General features: G+C 60.5%; 18 protein-coding genes. 10 read left to right on the forward strand and 8 right to left on the reverse strand.

Annotation, left to right across the window (positions count from 1 at the left end; translation table 11 throughout):
- Window positions 1-428: hypothetical protein (locus tag ACODTY_RS15305; RefSeq protein WP_488995074.1), on the forward strand; the 428-nt coding region annotated here is incomplete at its 5' end.
- Between the two features lie 415 nt (window positions 429-843).
- Here ACODTY_RS15305 and ACODTY_RS15310 read toward each other — a convergent pair.
- On the reverse strand, window positions 844-1,056 hold the full coding sequence (locus ACODTY_RS15310) for a cold-shock protein (protein ID WP_056105757.1): 213 nt from the start codon (window positions 1,054-1,056) through the stop codon (window positions 844-846).
- 295 nt (window positions 1,057-1,351) lie between these two features.
- Between ACODTY_RS15310 and ACODTY_RS15315 the strand changes: the two genes are divergently transcribed.
- A complete protein-coding gene (locus ACODTY_RS15315) occupies window positions 1,352-1,675 on the forward strand; it encodes a hypothetical protein (protein ID WP_488995075.1) in 324 nt (107 codons plus the stop codon).
- A gap of 10 nt (window positions 1,676-1,685) precedes the next feature.
- On the opposite strand, the gene ACODTY_RS15320 is transcribed toward ACODTY_RS15315, so the two are convergent.
- Window positions 1,686-2,264 carry a methylated-DNA--[protein]-cysteine S-methyltransferase gene (locus ACODTY_RS15320; protein ID WP_488995076.1) on the reverse strand — a complete coding sequence of 193 codons (579 nt, stop codon included), beginning with the start codon at window positions 2,262-2,264 and terminating at the stop codon, window positions 1,686-1,688.
- Window positions 2,265-2,462: 198 nt separating this feature from the next.
- On the opposite strand from ACODTY_RS15320, the gene ACODTY_RS15325 reads away from it, so the two are divergent.
- Window positions 2,463-3,302, forward strand: coding sequence for a transglycosylase SLT domain-containing protein (locus tag ACODTY_RS15325; RefSeq protein ID WP_488995077.1), 840 nt, complete (start codon window positions 2,463-2,465; stop codon window positions 3,300-3,302).
- A 6-nt stretch (window positions 3,303-3,308) separates the two neighbouring features.
- Here the strand turns inward: ACODTY_RS15325 and ACODTY_RS15330 are convergent, their stop codons facing one another.
- Window positions 3,309-3,647 (reverse strand): hypothetical protein, encoded by a 339-nt coding sequence (locus ACODTY_RS15330; RefSeq protein WP_488995078.1) that lies wholly within the window; start codon window positions 3,645-3,647, stop codon window positions 3,309-3,311.
- Window positions 3,648-3,792: 145 nt separating this feature from the next.
- Here ACODTY_RS15330 and ACODTY_RS15335 point away from each other — a divergent pair, with 145 nt between their 5' ends.
- Window positions 3,793-4,248: a GFA family protein gene (locus ACODTY_RS15335; RefSeq protein WP_488995079.1), complete on the forward strand. Its 456-nt coding sequence runs from the start codon at window positions 3,793-3,795 to the stop codon at window positions 4,246-4,248.
- Window positions 4,249-5,240: 992 nt separating this feature from the next.
- Here ACODTY_RS15335 and ACODTY_RS15340 read toward each other — a convergent pair.
- On the reverse strand, window positions 5,241-6,629 hold the full coding sequence (locus tag ACODTY_RS15340; protein WP_488995080.1) for a P-loop ATPase, Sll1717 family: 1,389 nt from the start codon (window positions 6,627-6,629) through the stop codon (window positions 5,241-5,243).
- Between the two features lie 454 nt (window positions 6,630-7,083).
- Here ACODTY_RS15340 and ACODTY_RS15345 point away from each other — a divergent pair, with 454 nt between their 5' ends.
- Window positions 7,084-7,425 (forward strand): endonuclease domain-containing protein, encoded by a 342-nt coding sequence (locus tag ACODTY_RS15345; RefSeq protein ID WP_488995164.1) that lies wholly within the window; start codon window positions 7,084-7,086, stop codon window positions 7,423-7,425.
- A 159-nt stretch (window positions 7,426-7,584) separates the two neighbouring features.
- On the opposite strand, the gene carB is transcribed toward ACODTY_RS15345, so the two are convergent.
- Window positions 7,585-11,067 (reverse strand): carbamoyl-phosphate synthase large subunit, encoded by a 3,483-nt coding sequence (gene carB / locus ACODTY_RS15350; RefSeq protein WP_488995081.1) that lies wholly within the window; start codon window positions 11,065-11,067, stop codon window positions 7,585-7,587.
- Window positions 11,068-11,298: 231 nt separating this feature from the next.
- A complete protein-coding gene (locus ACODTY_RS15355) occupies window positions 11,299-11,631 on the reverse strand; it encodes an ArsR/SmtB family transcription factor (protein WP_488995082.1) in 333 nt (110 codons plus the stop codon).
- A gap of 191 nt (window positions 11,632-11,822) precedes the next feature.
- Here ACODTY_RS15355 and ACODTY_RS15360 point away from each other — a divergent pair, with 191 nt between their 5' ends.
- Window positions 11,823-13,001: an MFS transporter gene (locus ACODTY_RS15360; protein WP_488995083.1), complete on the forward strand. Its 1,179-nt coding sequence runs from the start codon at window positions 11,823-11,825 to the stop codon at window positions 12,999-13,001.
- 6 nt (window positions 13,002-13,007) lie between these two features.
- Here ACODTY_RS15360 and ACODTY_RS15365 read toward each other — a convergent pair whose 3' ends face one another.
- Together ACODTY_RS15365 and ACODTY_RS15370 are read right to left on the reverse strand one after the other, a co-directional pair.
- Entirely contained in the window at window positions 13,008-13,673 is a 666-nt protein-coding gene (locus tag ACODTY_RS15365; protein WP_488995084.1) for a dihydrofolate reductase family protein, read from the reverse strand.
- Between the two features lie 128 nt (window positions 13,674-13,801).
- Complete coding sequence (locus tag ACODTY_RS15370) at window positions 13,802-15,169, reverse strand: Nramp family divalent metal transporter (RefSeq protein ID WP_488995085.1); 1,368 nt, start codon at window positions 15,167-15,169, stop codon at window positions 13,802-13,804.
- Between the two features lie 272 nt (window positions 15,170-15,441).
- On the opposite strand from ACODTY_RS15370, the gene mntR reads away from it, so the two are divergent.
- From mntR to ACODTY_RS15390, 4 genes are all read left to right on the forward strand, one after another.
- Entirely contained in the window at window positions 15,442-15,894 is a 453-nt protein-coding gene (gene mntR / locus ACODTY_RS15375) for a manganese-binding transcriptional regulator MntR (protein ID WP_488995086.1), read from the forward strand.
- A gap of 112 nt (window positions 15,895-16,006) precedes the next feature.
- Window positions 16,007-16,195 (forward strand): hypothetical protein, encoded by a 189-nt coding sequence (locus tag ACODTY_RS15380; RefSeq protein WP_488995087.1) that lies wholly within the window; start codon window positions 16,007-16,009, stop codon window positions 16,193-16,195.
- Window positions 16,196-16,342: 147 nt separating this feature from the next.
- The gene (gene ypfJ, locus ACODTY_RS15385) at window positions 16,343-17,275 is read left to right on the forward strand and encodes a KPN_02809 family neutral zinc metallopeptidase (RefSeq protein ID WP_488995088.1); all 933 of its coding nucleotides are present in this window, start codon (window positions 16,343-16,345) and stop codon (window positions 17,273-17,275) included.
- Between the two features lie 264 nt (window positions 17,276-17,539).
- Complete coding sequence (locus ACODTY_RS15390) at window positions 17,540-18,811, forward strand: TCR/Tet family MFS transporter (RefSeq protein WP_488995089.1); 1,272 nt, start codon at window positions 17,540-17,542, stop codon at window positions 18,809-18,811.
- Window positions 18,812-18,852: the final 41 nt, after the last annotated feature.

Below are 18,852 nucleotides of genomic sequence, written 5' to 3' on the forward strand. Positions count from 1 at the left end.
GGGTGCCCGCTGCTTGCGCAGCGACCCGGCGTTCGCTGGCCTTTCATCATGCCACTGGCATGATGAATTCGCTTCGCGAACCGGCTGCTCACCCCCGCAGGCGGGGAGAGGAGCGCTGCTTCTGCACGGCTTTAGCGATGCCGCGATGTCACGGAATGGATCCCGGATATTCCTTTCTCGCTTCGCTCAAAAGAGAATTCCGGGATGACGAAGCGGAGAGGTTGCGCTCTATTGGTTGGGATTGCGAAGCGAAGATGCATGGCTTTAACCAATTTCGGGAACATGAGCTGGCTAAGGCGACTCTGCATCCATCGAGGCAAACCCCATCCACTGCGTCATCCCGGAAGCGAGATGAACAAAGTGAGGCGACGCTGTCCGGGATCCATTCCGTGACAGTGCGGCAACGCGCAGGCGATGCAGAAGATTGAAGAAGCGAAATCAGGCATTGCAATGAGTGGATCCGCCAATTTCCAACTGCCGCGAAAGGATCCTGGATGTTTCCTTCTCGCTCCGCTCGAGAGCGAATTCCGGGATGACGACGGGGAGAGGTGTCGGCCGGTTGGAAATGCGAAGTGAAACGATGCGCCGCGGGTTCGACACCGGGCGGCTGTGTTTCAAGAGCTGCCGAAAACAACGGCAAGCAGAAAAACAAAAAGGCGGGATAAATCCCGCCTTTCGATTGCTTGGGAGCCTGATCGGGAGCCTGGTGTCCGGGCCGGCAGCAATCTGCTGCATCGGCTGGTCGGGGTCATCATGCTCCGGCGCGCTTCTCGCGCAGCCGCCAGTACATCCGTGACTTGCTGCGCGCCCCGAACTATCGCCCGGCGCGCGCCTTGTGCAAAATCAGGCTGCCTTGCTCAGAGATCCAGCGGACGACTTGCCGGTGCGGCGGTCCTGCTCGATCTCGAAATTGACCTTCTGGCCTTCGTTGAGGGTCGACATGCCAGCGCGTTCGACAGCGGAGATGTGGACGAATACGTCCGCGCCGCCATTGTCAGGCTGGATGAAGCCGTAGCCCTTGGTGGCGTTGAACCACTTAACGGTCCCTGTTGCCATAGTAGTATTCCTTCGAGTTTGCTCATGTTTTCGGTGACCGGACCAAAGCCCGGCCGGTGGCATCGAGATTTTGGAGAAAGACGTTAGCAAACGCGAGGATCGCGAGGCCCGGATCGATCGGCCGAAATATCAACGGGGTGCATATAACCCTTGTTTGAGGCAAAAACAAGAGGTTACAGGAAGCAGCTTGCGGCAGGATGCCAAACGGACGCCGCATTTGCGGCGGAACTTCAAGGTTCTGCTGGCGTTACGGCGAAAGCAATTATTGCCGTGCGAGCTAGATCCGGAGGCACCCATGAAAGCAATCCTTGTTGCGGCGAGCCTTTGCCTGATCGCGGCGGAGGCGCATGCAATCTCACGCTATGATCCGACCCGGATGAGCTGCGGCGAGGTGCAGGCGCGCGTTGCCCGCGACGGGGCGGCTCTGTTGCGCTACCGCTCGCCGCGCAATCCGAACATCACGCTCTATGACCGCTATGTGCGCGACGACCGATTCTGCGAAATGGGCGAAGTTCGCAGCCGCGCCTTCGTGCCGAGCGCGGACCGGAATTCCTGCCAGGTCTACAAATGCAAGCGGCCGGAATACGAGGAAAGATGGCGGCGGATATGGCCTGACTAGAATCACGCCATCAGAAGGTGAATGCGGATTGCGCCGATGGCGGCGGGCCGAGGTGGACGCCTTCCAGCGCCAGCATTTTTTCCTTGGACGCTGAACCGCCGGGAGCGGAGAAGCCGCCGATCTTGCCGCCAGCGGCAAGGATGCGATGGCAAGGGATGACCAGCGGCACCGGATTGGCGCCGAGGGCTGCCCCGGTTTCGCGCGGCAGGCCGGCCTTGCCGGCGCGCTTGGCAAGCTCACCATAGGTGGTGGTTTCGCCAAAGCGGAGCTTGCGCGCGGCGTCGTAGATGGCCAGCTGGAACTCGTCGACGCCGGTGAGATCGACCGGGACGTTCGCGAAATCGACTTCCTCGCCCGCCGCATAAGCCTTGATGCGTTCGACCAGATCGGTCACCCATGAAGGCATGTCGCGGCTTGTGGGCGCGCCAGTACCGATCTTGCGCAGCAGGTTGCGCTCGACGCTTTCGCGGCTTTTCTGCGCGAGATGGACGCGGGTGAGGCCGCGCTCGCTCCAGGCAATGCCCATGAAGCCGAGCGCCGTTTCGAAGACGGAATGGCCGATGGTTTCAGGAACTGTGGTGTCGTTCATCGAATTGTCCTTTCGCACATGGCCCCAATATCGAGGCGAATTGGTACGAAGCGGGAACACTATCGCACCGGCCGGACGGGATCGCCACCCGAAATACGCGCAAACAACAAGTTACCGGGGGACAGGTTGCGGGCCAGACTCGGCTGATGTAAGGACGGAAATCACGTTTTTCCGACCAACGGACTTCGAACCCCCGGTTTGCCAGCGAAGCTGCCCATTGCTACCCTTGGTGTGATGCTGGCCGCGTTCGGCCTTGCCGGCTGCACCACGACCTCGCAATCGCCGCAATTGGCGCAGTCCACAAGTGTCGACGAGACCGACGCCGGCTTCACCATTGCGCTGCCCGAAACGGTCGCAGTTCTGCCTCAAAGCGCCTATGCGCAGGCCATGATAAACCCCGACATGGCCGGAATGCCTGCTCCGGCGCAACCGGGCGACGCGACGGTGGCAGACGCCACGCAGGTGCAGCCCACGGCGATGCCCGGCGTGCAGCCGCAACCGGCGCTTCTTGCCTCGGCAGCACCTGAAATCCAGCCGGCGTCTTTCGTTGCGCCTGCTCAGCCGGTAATGCCGCAACCGGCAGCGCCGCGCGGCCAGGTCGATATGTTGATCGCCAAATATGCCGCGCTCTACGAAGTGCCGGAAAATTTCGTGCGGCGGGTGGTCAATCGCGAAAGCACCTTCAATCCGATGGCCTACAACAAGGGTCACTGGGGGCTGATGCAGATCAAGCACGCGACGGCGCGCGGCATGGGCTATGAGGGACCGGCCAACGGGCTGCTCGATGCCGAGACGAACCTGAAATACGCGGTGAAGTACCTGCGCGGCGCGTGGCTGGTGGCCGATGGCGACGAGAACCGCGCCGACCGGCTCTACCAGACCGGCTATTATTACGACGCCAAGCGCCGCGGCATGCTGGGCATCACCGGCCTCGGCAAGGACCGCAAGCGCCGCCGCGAGCCAATGCTTATCGCGCCCGCGCTGCCGGTGGAGACGCCGCCCGTGGTCGACCTGCCGGTTGCGCTGACCGATTCCTGATCCTTTTCATATGTCGGGCGCGTTGCCGATGCGCTGTTTTAGCTCCAGCGCCCAGGCGCGGCCTTCGTCGCCGCCCCACAGATGCCAGGCGATGTAGCCGGCGGACGGATTTGCCTCGTTGCCGTAGTTTTTGCCGCGTTTGTCCACCTCGTGGCGGGCAAAGTAGCTGACCATGCGGCGGATGGTGGAGGGGGCGAGCGGCTTGCGGACCTTGAGCTCAGTAGCGCGCGCCACGCCGATCTCGGTGCCGCCGCGCTTGAATTTGGCGCGCATCGCCAGCCCTTTTGCGGCGTTGTCGGCCACGACCAGCGGCGGAACAAGCGAAATCTCGTCGGGATCTTCCATTGCACCTCCACAGGAACGGCCAAGCGTTTCATGCATCACGGCGCTTGTGCGCCAGTGCCTGTCATTACTATAGGGCAAGCTGGCGGAAAGGGGACAAATCGGACCGATTTTTGCTATAGCGGGGAAAACAGCAAACGAGGCCGTCATGCCACCCATTGCACCTCCTCTTGTCGGTTCGTGCCGCTGCGGGCGGGTCGAAATCAGCATCACCAAGGCGCCGATCTGTACCGCCGCCTGCCACTGCCACGGCTGCCAGAAGATGGCGTCTTCGGCCTTTTCGCTGACCGCGATGGTGCCGGCGGACGGGTTCGAGGTGGTGAAGGGCGAACCGGTGATCGGCGGCCTGCACGGCGCCGACCACAACCATTATTTCTGCCCGCACTGCATGACGTGGATGTTCACGCGGCCGGTGGGTCTCGACTTCGTCAATGTGCGGCCGACCATGTTCGACGATACGAGCTGGTTCCGGCCCTACATGGAAACCTATGCCAGCACCAAGCTGCCCTTTGCCGAGACAGGCGCGGTGAAGAGTTTCGCGACGTTCCCCACCATGGAGGACATCGGTGGGCTGATGAAGGGCTATGCCGACTGGGCCGGGTGAGGGGATTCTTCCCCTTCTCCCCTTGTGGGATGACACACGCCCTTTCCACGTCGTCATCCTCGGGCAAGCCCGATCGTAGCGAAGGCGCGACCAGAGGATCCATGCCGTGAGGATCGAGGGTGTAGGGCGGCTCAGAATGAGGAGCTTTCTTCTGCACCCTTTGCGCGCTGCCGCTTGGCCACGGCATGGATCCTAGGGTCTGCGCAACGGCCTTCGGCCTGCTCCGCCCTAGGATGACGAAGAGATGGATGTGCTTCTTCGTTGCCACGCTGCCTTTCGGCCTTGGGGATTCCTTGCCCCGCCTTTAAGCTCCTCGTTGCACTCGTCGCTGGCGGGGGCGCTTTCTTGCCCCGCCCTTAAGCTCCCTCGCTTCGCTCGTCGCTGGCGGGGACCCCGAGGAATGGCCAGACGGCTGGCCAAGGTTCGTGCTTTACCGTTGCCACGCCCGGCTTTTGCCGTCTGGCCATTGTCAAAGAACTGACCTCATCTGAGAGGTCGGGAGGACGGGCGGCCGTTCGGTCGCTCGTTTAGGTAAAGTATGCGGCCTTGCGGCCGCCCGTCCGGTGGCTTCCCTCAACCGATGCACCGGCCATGCCGCAGCTCCAGCCTCGATGGCCGACAACTGCGGGCAACACTGCGCCCGGTTCGAGGGCCGAACTTAGGGGTTCATCACCCAGCCGCCTACCGAAGACGACCAGCCCGGCACCGTCGCCCCTCCCTGATACCCGGTGCGCACCAGGTCTCCCGCAAGGGCGATGGGCAGGATTATGGGTGAGGTGCGGAGGGAGTGGATAAGTGGGTGGTGGAATTTTGCGAAGGCGAGCAGGATCAAGGGTGTAGCGAGACGATCGTGAACGCCTCTATTCACGACAGCCTCGAAAGAAAGATAGTATGTGAATCTAGACGTTAAGATAATGGAAATTATTCCAATACTCAAATTAATTCCAAAGATTTCAATAATCCTCTATGAATACAAATATTACTATTTATATTTAGTTTTTTGCATGACTATTATAAGAGAATACCTGTCTATTTCCCGTAGAAATATTTCCAATAACGCTAAAATGATACAGAATTTTCAAAAGAGTTTCTGAATCTATATTATTTTTCCTCCCTGTTTTTAAAATATACTTGTTGTATTCCCACGTAAATTCCCTAATTGAAAATATAGGTTTCCCAATTTCGACAAAAATATCCAATACTTCTGATATATCATCTATTACAGAGTAAACTTCGTCGATTATTTCTCTCCTCATATAATTTGATTGTTGGCTGTCTGCCTTTGATATAGTATCATTGCTAATTATACTTTCTCCTAAATTCAAAGCGACGTCAGCACATTCTCGGACGTAATTAATAATGTCGCGCGGACTATCAAATGTCGATCGCAGCATAAATTTAAACAATTCTTCTCCGCGGCGCCTGTTTCCACGGTATTGGGTAGACCGGAAAAACTGAGGCCAGATAGAACTAAATGCCTGAGGGTCTGAGTGCCGATCAAGAGCCCTCGATAGGCGAAAGGAGATTAGGCTCTGTAATCTCGTCGGGTTCCAATCAAGAGAGATGGCTCGATCCAGCCACTTGTTTTTATCCGGATCTCGGCACAAATCAAATATCTCGTCTCTTAGAAAAATAACAGGCACTATGTTCGCAGACACCTCGTTCTGGAGTGAGTATCTAACATTTTGAGCCGCTTTAAATAATCCTACCAATAAATCAAAATAATCATCTTTTCTATCTGGCTGAAGGATATCTTTATAATCCTCATCTAGTGCGTCAAACATTATGTAATAATTAGAATCATCTATGTTATTCTTTATATATTTTTCTATTATTTCTTTTTTTACCGGAATTGAGATTTCATCTGATCTTTTTTTGACGTCAGATGGTTCCAGGGTTCCGCCGAGACCAAATATATTTATCCCAAATCCCCTTTCGGTTAGTTTTGTAATGGCGCTTGGTAGTGCTTTTTCTATATCGAAATCAAATATCTTTCGTAACTTGGTAAGAGCATCAAAATTTACTTTTTTATTTGATGACATCATGTTGCATATACATGTGTAAATGACATACTCCCAAATTGTTATATATTGATTCGGTTTTGTATAATTTGCATCCCGGAAGTTATATAGAATATTGAATGGGAAATTTTTAAATGATAGTAATTTGGAAAAATTGTTATCATTTGATCCTAACCTGATATATTCAGCGATTGCCGTTTTTCCTGTTCCTTTTCTTCCAATGACATAATTTTTCATCCCTTTTTCTATAAAAGACACATCAGAAAAATGATAAAAATACCGTTTGCTATCTTCATCTCTAGCGTCTTTTGCCCAACTGGCAATCTCGCTAAGAGGTGAAATGGAATGACTTTCTATCATTTGGCTGCCCCAAAAATCATTCTAAAACCTCCATATGGCAGAATTCTCAATAAGTTCAAAAAACTATTGCTAACAATGTTCGTCACGCAAGCTAAAGCCTCCGATTTCGACTAAAGTAGTGCGATCAATATGGGGGCAAGTCTAACTCATGCTGTCCTAGATTGCCCACCGCATGTACACACACACGAGATGGACTAAGTTGGCGTTCACTCTCAAAAAAAGTACTCCTGCAATGGCCGCAGTGGCGGCGAGTCGGCACGTAGCGCGGCAATGCCATTGTGGCGGCGCCGGAAAGCGTGGTGCAGCCGGGCACCTTCTGTATTGCGTCGAGCAGCGACCTATCTCCCCACTTGCGGGGGAGAAAGCGATTTCAGCATCTTAGCGAGCAGGCCGAAGGCCGACATGCGAGCTAAGTGCTAGAAATCGCAAGAGAGGGGCAATCTTGCCGCATCGTTTGACGCCGCCATCACATCGCAGCTTTGCCCGTTCGATGCGAGGCGACGCAACGAAAGCCGAGAACCTGTTGTGGCAGGCGTTGCGCCGCAGCCAGTTGGAAGGCCTGAAATTCAAGCGGCAGGTGCCGCTGGACGGCTATATCCTCGACTTCGTGTGTTTTGAGGCGCGGCTGATCGTGGAAGTCGATGGCGGGCAACACGCGGAATCCCGGCGCGATGCCGAGCGCGACAGCCACTTTGAAAGCCAAGGCTTCAGGACGATCAGGTTTTGGAATGACGAAGTGGAGCAGCGGCTCGACGATGTATGTCGGGCCATTTTACGCGCCACCGGCAAGGGGTAGCCGCTCGTGGTGTGCGCTGTATGGCCGAAAGGGGGTAGCCCCTCTCTTGCAATTTCTAGCACTTAGCATCGCGGACGGCGCTGAAGCGCCTGCTCCGCTAAGATGCTGAAATTGCTTTCTCCCCCTCAGGTGGGGAGATAAGCGGTGTATGTGTCTCGTTTACAAAAAGTATTCCTGCAGGGGCCTGACTTCCAGCGACCCAGCCCGCAGGGCGGCGATGGCTTCGGCGACGGCGGCGGCGCCGGACAGCGTGGTGTAGTAAGGCACCTTCTGCATCAGGGTGGCGCGGCGCAGCGACTTTGAGTCCGAGACCGCCTTCTGGCCATCCGTGGTGTTGAAGACGATCTGCACCTGGCGGTTGCGGATGGCGTCCTCTATATGCGGGCGGCCTTCCAGAACCTTGTTGATCTTTTCCGCCGCGACGCCGTTTTCGCCGAGGAAACGGGCGGTGCCGGAGGTGGCGAGCACCCTGAAGCCCTGGTCGGCCAGACGCTTGACGGCGGGCAGGATGCCCTTCTTGTCTTCATCGCGCACCGAGACGAAGAGCGTGCCCGAACGCGGCAGGTCGACGCCCGCGCCAAGCTGGCTCTTGGCGAAGGCCAGCGCGTAATCGGTGTCGAGGCCCATGACCTCGCCGGTGGAGCGCATTTCCGGGCCAAGCAGCGTATCGACGCCGGGGAAGCGGGCGAAGGGGAACACCGCTTCCTTGACCGCGATGTGGCCGGGATTGCGGGCATCCGGCTTGGCGCCGTAGTGGGCGAAGGCTTCGTCCAGCGTTTCGCCGGCCATGATGCGCGCGGCGATCTTGGCGATGGGGCGGCCGATGGTCTTGGCGACGAAGGGCACGGTGCGCGAGGCGCGCGGGTTCACTTCCAGAACGTAGATGGTGCCGTCCTTGATGGCGTATTGCACGTTCATCAGGCCGCCGACATTGAGCGCCTTGGCAAGGGCTGCCGTCTGGCGCTCGATCTCGTCGACGATCTCGCTCGAGAGCGAATGCACGGGCAGCGAGCAGGCCGAGTCGCCGGAATGGATGCCGGCTTCCTCGATGTGCTCCAGAATGCCGGAGATGTATGTTGCCTTACCGTCGCACAGGCAATCCACGTCCACCTCGACGGCTTCGGTGAGATAGGTGTCGAACAGAAGCGGGTTCTTGCCGAGCAGCGTGTTGATCTGGCCGGTCTTGTCGTTGGGGTATTTCTGCTTGATGTCTTCAGGGACGAGGCCGGGCACGGTATCGAGCAGGTAGGTCTGCAGCATGCCCTCGTCGTAGATGATCTGCATGGCGCGGCCGCCCAGCACGTAGGACGGGCGCACGACCAGCGGGAAGCCGAGCTCGCCGGCGACGGTGCGCGCCTGCTCGACGGAGTGGGCGATGCCGTTCTTGGGCTGGGTGAGGTCGAGCTTCTGCAACAGCTTCTGGAAGCGGTCGCGGTCTTCGGCGAGGTCGATCATGTCGGGCGAGGTGCCGAGGATCGGGATGCCGTTCTTTTCCAGCGCCTCGGCAAGCTTCAGCGGGGTCTGGCCGCCGAACTGGACGATGACGCCGACGAGTTCGCCGCGCGTCTGCTCCATCTTGAGGATCTCGATGACGTCCTCGGCGGTGAGCGGCTCGAAATAGAGGCGGTCGGAGGTGTCGTAGTCGGTCGAGACCGTCTCGGGGTTGCAGTTGATCATGATCGATTCGTAGCCGGCCTCGCCCAGCGCGAAGCAGGCGTGGCAGCAGCAATAGTCGAACTCGATGCCCTGGCCGATGCGGTTGGGGCCGCCGCCGAGGATGACCACCTTCTTGCGGTCGGAAATGCCGGCCTCGTTGGCGAGGCTGCCGGCGAACGGCACCTCGTAGGTGGAGTACATGTAGGCGGTGGGCGAGGCGAATTCGGCGGCGCAGGTGTCGATGCGCTTGTAGACGGGATGGACGGCGAGCGCGTTGCGCAGATGCGCGACTTCCTTGGCGGTCTTGCCGGTGAGCGAGGCGAGGCGGGCGTCGGAGAAGCCGGAAGCCTTCAGCATGCGCAGGTTCTCGGCATCCTGCGGCAAGCCGTGCTCGCGGATGCGGGCTTCAAGGGCGATGATGCCGGCGATCTGCTCGAGGAACCACGGGTCGATCTTGCACATGGCGTGCACGTCTTCGAGCGAGGTGCCCATGCGGATCGCCTGCGCCACCATGCGCAGCCGGTCGGGTGTTGGGGTGCCAAGCGCTGCGCGGATGGCGTTGCGGTCGTCGCCGGTTCCAATGCCGGGGATCTCGATCTCGTCGAGGCCGGTGAGGCCGGTTTCGAGACCGCGCAGCGCCTTTTGCAGCGATTCCTGGAAGGTGCGGCCGATGGCCATGACTTCGCCGACCGACTTCATGGCGGTGGTGAGCGTGGGCTCCGCGCCGGGGAATTTCTCGAAGGCGAAGCGCGGGATTTTTGTCACCACGTAGTCGATGGACGGCTCGAAGGAGGCGGGCGTCGCGCCGCCGGTGATGTCATTTTCGAGCTCGTCCAGCGTGTAGCCGACGGCAAGCTTGGCGGCGATCTTGGCGATGGGAAAGCCGGTGGCCTTGGAGGCGAGAGCGGAGGAGCGCGAGACGCGCGGGTTCATCTCGATGACGACGAGGCGGCCGTCGGCCGGATTGACGGCGAACTGGACGTTGGAGCCGCCGGTCTCGACGCCGATCTCGCGCAGCACCGCGATCGAGGCGTTGCGCATCATCTGGTATTCCTTGTCGGTCAAGGTGAGCGCGGGCGCAACCGTGATGCTGTCGCCGGTGTGGACGCCCATCGGGTCGACGTTTTCGATGGAGCAGATGATGATGCAGTTGTCGGCTTTGTCGCGCACGACCTCCATCTCGTATTCCTTCCAGCCGAGCACCGATTCCTCGATCAGCACTTCGGTGGTGGGTGAGGCGTCGAGGCCGGACTGGACGATGTCGAAGAACTCGGCGCGGTTGTAGGCGATGCCGCCGCCGGTGCCGCCGAGCGTGAAGGACGGGCGGATGATGGCGGGCAGGCCGACGGCGTCGAGCGCCTGGGCAGCGACGCCCATGGCATGCGCGACGTAGCGCTGCTTGCGGTCGCCTTCGCCGAGGTTCCAGCGGGTTTCGAGCGCGTCGAGCGCGGCGTCGAGATTGGCGGGGTTCTCGGCCTTGAGCGCCGCGCGGTCGGCCTCGTGCTTCTTGCGGTCAGCATCCTTAACGTCGGTGGCGTTGGCCAGCATCGACTTCGGCGTTTCGAGGCCGATCTTCTTCATCGCCTCGCGGAAGAGGGCGCGGTCCTCGGCCTTGTCGATGGCGTGGGCGTCGGCGCCGATCATCTCGACATTGTAGCGCTCGAGCACGCCCATGCGGCGAAGCGACAGCGCGGTGTTGAGCGCGGTCTGGCCGCCCATGGTGGGGAGAAGCGCGTCGGGGCGCTCCTTGGCGATGATCTTGGCGACGACTTCGGGCGTGATCGGCTCGATGTAGGTTGCGTCGGCCAGCTCCGGGTCGGTCATGATGGTGGCCGGGTTGGAGTTGACGAGGATGACGCGGAAGCCCTCCTGCCTGAGCGCCTTGCAGGCCTGGGTGCCGGAATAGTCGAACTCGCAGGCCTGGCCGATGACGATGGGGCCGGCGCCGATGATCAGGATGGATTTGATATCGGTGCGTTTTGGCATGGCGGGTCCGTCAGGTCTGGGCTGCACGAAAGGCCGGCGCGAGGTGTCTCCGTTTCGCGCGAACGCGACGTGGAGGACCGGGCCAGTGTGCGGGCAAGGTTCTTGTTGGCTAAGGGGGCCTTATAGGGGAGAGTTCCGCGCGATGTAACCCCGAAAAGTACGCTTTTAGGCCAATGAACTGTGCGTAATCGGCGCAGGCGGAAATGTGGCGGGTGTTGGCTTGGGTCGCCGCTATTTTTCGCCGTTGGCGGGCGCGGCGGAATCGGGTGCCGCGGCAAGCACGGAATCAAGCAGGCCGGGAAAGAGCGTGTCGAGATCGGCCCGGCGCAAGGTGATCAGCCGGCTGGTGCCGGCGACCTCGGTATTGGTGATGCCGGCCTCGCGCAGCTTGGCCAGATGGTAGCTGACATTGGTCTTGGAGCCGAACTCGTTGAAGCGGCCGCAATTCAGCGGCGTGCCGGTGCGGTTCAACGTAGCGATGATGGCGAGGCGGGTGGGGTCGCCCAGCGCTGACAGCACGTTGGCGAGCGTGATCTGTTCGGGAAGAGGATGGGGTAGGCTCATGGGCGCAGGCTACAACTTTGGCGGCCGGATTCAATTCGATTTGGCCGGATAGGCGGTCGGTTTCAACTCGGTTTGGCCGCGCTGGCGGCCGGGTTCATGACACAGGGCTGTCAGCAGCCTTGCGATAGGTAATTGACATATCGCGCCAGAAAGTTCAATAGTTCAATAAATCTTGAACTAAGGACAGTTCCATGGACAGACGCCTTATATGGCTCGCGGTCGGCTCGTTCGCAATGAGCACCGTCGGCTTCGTCTTCTCGAGCCTGTTGCCATCGATTGCGGCTGACGCGCATGTTTCCATTCCGAGCGCCGGCTATCTGATCACCGCCTTTTCGCTGGCCTATGCCATTGGAGCGCCGACGCTATCGGCGCTGTTCGGCGCAGCCGACCGCCGCAAGCTTCTGGTCGTGGCGATGCTGATATTCGTGGCAGGCAACGGCGTCGCGGCGACGAGTTCGTCGTTCACGGCGCTGGCGGCGGCGCAGATCATCATGGGCATGGCGGCGGGCCTGTTTGCTGCGACCGCGCAGGCGACCGCCGTGGCTTTGGCCGGACCGGAGCACAGGGCGCTGGCCATTTCGGTCGTGGTCGGCGGGACGACGTTTGCGGTGGCGCTCGGCGCGCCGCTCGGCGCACTGATCGCCAATTTCTGGGGTTGGCGGGGCACGTTCGGCGCGATTGCGCTGCTTGGCCTTGCCTGTTCGCTGGTGCTGTGGCTGCGGCTGCCGCGCGGGATGCAGGGAACGCGCCTGACCATGCGCGAGCGGCTGCACAGCCTTGGCCAGCCGGGCATCATGCCGTCACTTATGGTGACGCTGCTCTACCTGACCGGCGGGTTCATGCTGATTTCCTATTTCGCGCCGCTGGCCATGGAAGGCGCCGGCCTGCCTGCGCTCGCCTTGCCCGGCATGCTGCTGGCCTTCGGCGTTGGCGCGGTGATCGGCAACCTGTCCAGCGGATTCCTTGCCGACCGCTTCGGAGCGACGCGCGTGGTGGTGCTTTCGCTGATACTATCCTCGCTGGTCTGCCTGACGATCTCGTTCGACCTGACATTCGTTCCGCATGAACTGGCCGGCCCGATCCTGATCGGGCTGATGGTGCCGTGGGGGATCATCGGCTGGGGGTTCCCGCCGGCGCAAGCAAGCCGGCTCGTGGCCTATGCGCCGGACATTGCGCACCTGACACTGTCGCTCAATGCCTCGGCAATCTATCTCGGCATCGCCATCGGCACGGTGCTCGGGGGCAGGGTGCTGGAATATTCGACGCCGGCCAATCTCGGCGTCATCGCGGCGGCATTCCCGCTTGCGGCGCTTGCACTGCTGGCCGCAAGCTTGAAAACGGCGCGAGTTGCGCCGATGCCGGCGGAGTAGGCACCCTCACTTGCCGGCTTCGACCTTGGCGCGGCGTTCGACTTCCGCTTCACTCGGTTCCTCAAGGGCGAAGGAGCCGGTCTTGATCTCGCCGCTGCGCACGTAAGTCGCCATGATGACGCCGGTGCTCGAAGCCTGCGAGGAAACGAGCTTGAGGGCGGCAGGCATCGCTCCGCTGCCGAACAGGCGCTTGCCGGAGCCGAGGGTCAAGGGGAACACCAGCAATGTGATCTCGTCGATGAGGTCGGCGGTAAGCAATGTCTGGATAAGTTCGCTGGAGCCCTGGATGAGCAGGTCGGGGCCGTCTTCCCGCTTCAGCTTGCGCAGAGTGGCGACGACGTCGGGGCCGAGCGATACGCTGTTTTGCCAGGCGAGCGTATCGGGCGAATGGGTGGCGACGTATTTGGTGACCACGTTGAAGGTTTTCGCGATCGGGTCTTCTTCTGGCGCATGCGGCCAGTGGGCGGCGAAGATGTCATAGGTGCGCCGGCCAAGCAGAAGATCGAAAGGCTTGGAAAAGGCTTCGTCCATGACTTTGCCCATGACGTCGTCCCAATAATGGAACGTCCAGCCGCCATATTTGAAACCGCCTGCGGTGTCTTCCTGCGGCCCGCCCGGAGCCTGCATGACGCCGTCGAGGCTGACGAAAGTCGCGGCTTTGATCTTGCGCATGAGAGCCTTCCCTTTATTCCGTAGCTGCTGGTCCGTTGCGGCCCGCTTCGTCAGGAATGACGATTGAGCAGGACGCTATCCGACAGGCTTCGGCGAAAATTTGCAAGGAAGGGCGGGGTCCCTCCGGGTCAGCCGAAGCCGACGACGGTGTCGTAGAGCAGCTTGAAGTTCAGCATCAAAATGAGCGCGGCGACAAACCACGCAAGCCACGACACGGCGCGCGGGATGGCGAGGTTGCCCATCTTGTTGCGATCCGAGACGAAGGAGACGAGCGGGACGACCGCGAAGGGAAGCTGCATGGACAGGACGACCTGGCTGAGCACGAGAAGCTCGGCGGTGCCCTTTTCGCCGTAGAGGATAGTGACGAACACGACCGGGATGATGGCGAGGCCGCGGGTGAGCAGGCGGCGCGCCCAATGCGGCAGGCGCAGGCGCAGGAAGCCTTCCATGACGATCTGGCCGGCCAGCGTGGCGGTGACGGTGGAATTCAGGCCGGACGCGAGCAGCGCCACGGCAAACAGCGTCGAGGCAATGCCGAGGCCGAGCAGAGGCGAGAGCAACTGGTAGGCGTCGCCTATCTCGGCCACGTCCTGATGCGGGGTGCCGTGGAAGGCGACGGCCGCGACGATCAGGATCGAGGCGTTGACGAATAGTGCCAGCATCAACGCGATGGTGGAATCGATGGTGGCCCACTTGATGGCGTCGCGCTTGCCCTCATCGGTGCGCTTATAGGCGCGGGTCTGCACGATGGAGGAATGCAGGTAGAGATTGTGCGGCATGACGGTGGCGCCGATGATGCCGATGGCGATGTAGAGCATGGCCGGGTTGGTGACGATTTCCGACGAGGGCACGAACATCGAGTGCAGAATGGTGCCGGGAGCCGGCGCTGCGACGAAGATCTGCACCGCGAAGCAGCCGAATATGATGATGAGAAGCGCGATGACGAAGGCTTCGAGATAACGGAAGCCCTTGTTCATCAAAAGAAGGACGAGGAAGGCATCAAGCGCGGTGAGCAAAACGCCGCCGACCAGCGGAATGCCGAACAGGAGCTGGAGCGCGATTGCCGTGCCGATGACTTCGGCCAGGTCGCAGGCGATGATGGCGAGCTCGCAGGCGACCCATAGCATGTAGGCGACTGGCTTCGGGTAATAGGCGCGGCAGGCCTGGGCAAGGTCGTGGCCGGTGGCGATGCCGAGACGGGCGGAAAGCGCCTGCAGGAGGATCGCCATCAGGTTGGACAGCATGATGACGAACAAAAGCGTGTAGCCGAACTGCGCGCCGCCGGCGAGGTCGGTGGCCCAGTTGCCCGGGTCCATATAGCCGACCGAGACCATGTAGCCCGGCCCCATGAAGGCGAACAGCCGACGGAACCAGACACCTGTCGTGGGAACCGCGATGGAGGCGTGAACCTCCGGCAGGCTGGGCATGGCCTCCGGCGAGCGCTGGAAGAAGCGCTTGCTCTCGTGGGACGATGCGGCGAGTTCGGTTTCGGACATTGTGGGCTTTCGAGGCGGGGACGTTCCGATCGCCAATAATTATGCCAAGGCTCAACATTATACAATAGGCTATATTTCATTGTGATGGCTCGCTCGCCTGTTGGACGAAAGCCTATCGGGGTGAGGGTTGCGGAGCCTGCCGAAAGGGTTAAACAGGCAAAAGGGCGGGTGAGGTCGGTTGCGCGATATAACCAAGCCTGTGCTATGAATGTGAAAGATGGTTTCGACCCTTTCGATGGGGCCGGGCCTTAGCTGTGAGGAAGGAGGAAGTGGTGGCGCCCAGAAAACGTCCTGTTGCGCGCGAAGAACCGCTTCCCGATGCCGAGGTGCACTCGGAAGGGTTCCGCGCAACGCGTGAGGCGCGGCGCGGGGCGCTGGTGGAAGACTATGTCGAACTGATTGCCGACCTGATCGAGGACGGCAACGAGGCGCGGCAAGTGGATATTGCGGCAAGGCTTGGCGTAGCCCAGCCGACGGTGGCCAAGATGCTGAGTCGCCTGTGCACGGACGGTCTGGTGTCGCGCAAGCCCTATCGCGGCGTGTTCCTGACCGAAGCTGGCCGGCGGATGGCTGAAGAAAGCCGCATACGACACCAGACGGTGGAAGCCTTTTTGCGCTCTCTGGGCGTGAGCGCCGAGACCGCGCGCATCGATGCCGAGGGCATCGAGCATCACGTAAGCGCCGAGACGCTTGCCGCGTTCCGCCGCGCCATGGCCGCCGACTGACGCTGCCGCGATTTTCCCCTACCCATCGATACGACTATTTCGGAACCGGCAGGCCAGCGCCGCGTTGACTGCAACGCCCGCAAATCGATGGGCGCCAAGCGGAGGACGAGACATGGGTGCGGAAAAGGCCGTGACGGCAAAGGGTAAGGCTGCAGCTAAGGGATTGAAGCAGGCCGCAGCGAAGGAAGAGCGCAAGGTGGAGGCCGCAACCGGCAAGGATCTGAAGAAGGGTGCCGCGCGCTTCGAGGAGCGTTCGAAGAGTTCGGATGGCAAGAGCGCGGGAGCCAAGCAGCGGGGCTAGCGTGCTCGTATGGCGCGCAGGCGGCATGACGGCGAAGAATGGTCATGACTCGCCGCAACCATTGAGATATTTGTTGCAAAGTTCAACCGCAGCGACGACGCCCCCGCGGCCTGCGACCACCGATGCACTATCAGATGAGGGTTTGAGATGCTTTGGAGAGGCCGTCGTCAAAGTGACAATGTCGAGGATTCCCGCGGACAAGGCGGCGGCTTCGGACGACCCGGCGGCGGCCTGGGCGGCGGACCCGGCCAGTTTCGCATTCCGATAGGCGGGCGGGCCGGCGGCGGCGGGCTTTCCACCATCGTTATCCTCGTCGTTCTGTTCTTCGCGCTGAAGGCCTGCGGCATCGACCCGATGCAGATCCTGGCCGGCGGCGGCCTTGGGCCTGAGGATGGCAGCGGCCGCATCACGCAATCCGATTCGGGTACCGGCACTCCGGCTAATGACGAGATGAAGCAGTTCGTTTCGACCGTGCTGGCAGAGACGGAAGACGTGTGGAACGGCATCTTCAAGGCAAACGGCCTGACCTATGAAGAGCCGACGCTTCACCTGTTCGACGGTCAGATTCGCTCTGCCTGCGGTTTCGCTTCGTCGGCATCCGGGCCGTTCTATTGCCCGAGCGACCGCAAGGTCTATCTCGACACCTCGTTCTTCCGGCAGTTGTCGGAGCAGTTCGGCGCGTCGGGCGATTTCGCCGAAGCCTATGTTGTGGCGCACGAAGTTGGCCACCATGTGCAGAACCTGATCGGCGTGCTGCCGAAGTTCAACCAGATGCGCCAGCAGATGAGCGAGGCGGACGCCAACCACATGTCGATGCAGGTCGAGCTACAGGCAGACTGCTTCGCCGGCGTGTGGGGTCACTTCACTGCGCAGAAGGGCATCCTGGAGCAGGGCGATCTCGAGGAGGCGCTTAACGCGGCCCAGCAGATTGGCGACGATACACTGCAGAAGAAGATGCAGGGCTATGTGGTGCCGGAAAGCTTCAACCACGGCACCTCGCAGCAGCGCCAGACATGGTTTGCGCGCGGCTTCAAGAGCGGCAAGTTGTCGGACTGCGATACGTTCAACAACCCGATCTAGGATTCAGGTGAGGGTGGTCTGCAAAAGGCGGCTTTCTGCGCTTCCGGTGCTCATGTACCTTTGAGTACACTCCGCTCCGGTTCTCGAAATCCACCATTTTCGCCGCACCCTGACCTGAATCGCGACCCGAAGCGAAATCGGAGCCTTCATGCTGGCAAGGAATGTCAGCATGAAAACTTTTGATATGTTCTCTTATTGTTCTGGTGTGGCAACTGCCCTATAAGGGCCGTTCGCCTGCGATGCGGCTTGATACAGGAACACGGCATGATTGACGCGGTTCAGAAAAAGCGCGCGCTGGCGCTCGTTTTCACGACGCTTCTGCTCGACATCATCGGCTTCGGCATCATCATGCCGGTGTTGCCGGCCTATCTGCAGGAGCTGTCGGGCGTCAGCATCAGCGACGCGGCGATCGAGGGCGGATGGCTGTTCTTCGTCTATGCGGCGATGCAGTTCTTCTTCGCGCCGCTGATCGGCAACCTGAGCGACCGCTTCGGGCGGCGGCCGATCCTGCTCGCATCGGTGTTCACCTTCTCCATCGACAACCTGATCTGCGCGATCGCCTGGTCCTATCCGATGCTGTTCATCGGGCGCGTGCTGGCCGGCATCAGCGGGGCGAGCTACTCGACCGCTTCGGCGCTGATTGCCGACGTCAGCGACGATTCGAACCGGGCGAAGAATTTTGGCTTGCTGGGCATCGCCTTCGGCGTCGGCTTCGTCATCGGCCCGGTTCTGGGCGGGCTGCTTGGCCAGTTCGGGCCGCGCGTGCCGTTCTATTTTGCGGCAGGACTTGCGTTCATCAATTTCGTGGTCGGCTACTTTTTGCTGCCGGAAACACTGGACGAAAAGCACCGGCGCAAGTTCGAATGGAAGCGGGCCAATCCGCTCGGCGCGCTGCAGCAGATGCGCAACTATCCGGGCATCGGCTGGATCGGGCTGGTATTCTTCCTGATGACGCTTGGCCACATGATGTATCCGGCGGTGTGGGCGTTCGTCGGCACCTATCGCTACGGCTGGAGCGAACAGCAGATCGGCTTTTCGCTGGGCGCTTTCGGGCTGTGCGGTGCGATTGTCATGGCAACGGTGCTGCCGCGCGCGATCCCGAAGCTCGGCGAATGGCGCACGGCGGCGATAGGCCTGGCCTTCACCGCCGCGAGCGCATTCGGCTACGCGTTCGCTTGGCAAAGCTGGATGGTCTATGCGGTGATTGTGGCCGGGTGCCTGGAGGCGCTGGCCGACCCGCCGCTGCGCAGCCTTGCCGCCGCCAAGGTGCCGCCGTCGGCGCAGGGCGAATTGCAGGGCGCGATGACGTCGATCTTTTCGATCACGTCGATCATCACACCGATCCTCTACACGGCGATCTTTTCGTGGTTCACCGGACCGAGCGCACCGGTTGAGTTCGCCGGTGCGCCTTACGTTGTGGGCGGCGTCTTCCTTGCGCTATCGCTTCTGGTGTTCGTGACCAAGGTGAAGAAGCCGACGCCCAAGGAAGTAGCGCAGATGCACGCCGAGGAACCCGCCGGAGCCGGTGGGCACTGACGCCTATTGGTGTGAGTTAAGGAAACGGCATTTCGGCGACC

Source organism: Mesorhizobium sp. FG116 (assembly GCF_057809835.1).

Coding starts and splice junctions, on each gene's coding strand:
- ACODTY_RS15310 (WP_056105757.1), bottom strand. CDS start 1,056: ATGGCAACAGGGACCGTTAAGTGGTTCAACGCCACCAAGGGCTACGGC.
- ACODTY_RS15315 (WP_488995075.1), top strand. CDS start 1,352: ATGAAAGCAATCCTTGTTGCGGCGAGCCTTTGCCTGATCGCGGCGGAG.
- ACODTY_RS15320 (WP_488995076.1), bottom strand. CDS start 2,264: ATGAACGACACCACAGTTCCTGAAACCATCGGCCATTCCGTCTTCGAA.
- ACODTY_RS15330 (WP_488995078.1), bottom strand. CDS start 3,647: ATGGAAGATCCCGACGAGATTTCGCTTGTTCCGCCGCTGGTCGTGGCC.
- ACODTY_RS15335 (WP_488995079.1), top strand. CDS start 3,793: ATGCCACCCATTGCACCTCCTCTTGTCGGTTCGTGCCGCTGCGGGCGG.
- ACODTY_RS15340 (WP_488995080.1), bottom strand. CDS start 6,629: ATGATAGAAAGTCATTCCATTTCACCTCTTAGCGAGATTGCCAGTTGG.
- carB (WP_488995081.1), bottom strand. CDS start 11,067: ATGCCAAAACGCACCGATATCAAATCCATCCTGATCATCGGCGCCGGC.
- ACODTY_RS15355 (WP_488995082.1), bottom strand. CDS start 11,631: ATGAGCCTACCCCATCCTCTTCCCGAACAGATCACGCTCGCCAACGTG.
- ACODTY_RS15360 (WP_488995083.1), top strand. CDS start 11,823: ATGGACAGACGCCTTATATGGCTCGCGGTCGGCTCGTTCGCAATGAGC.
- ACODTY_RS15365 (WP_488995084.1), bottom strand. CDS start 13,673: ATGCGCAAGATCAAAGCCGCGACTTTCGTCAGCCTCGACGGCGTCATG.
- ACODTY_RS15370 (WP_488995085.1), bottom strand. CDS start 15,169: ATGTCCGAAACCGAACTCGCCGCATCGTCCCACGAGAGCAAGCGCTTC.
- ACODTY_RS15380 (WP_488995087.1), top strand. CDS start 16,007: ATGGGTGCGGAAAAGGCCGTGACGGCAAAGGGTAAGGCTGCAGCTAAG.
- ypfJ (WP_488995088.1), top strand. CDS start 16,343: ATGCTTTGGAGAGGCCGTCGTCAAAGTGACAATGTCGAGGATTCCCGC.
- ACODTY_RS15390 (WP_488995089.1), top strand. CDS start 17,540: ATGATTGACGCGGTTCAGAAAAAGCGCGCGCTGGCGCTCGTTTTCACG.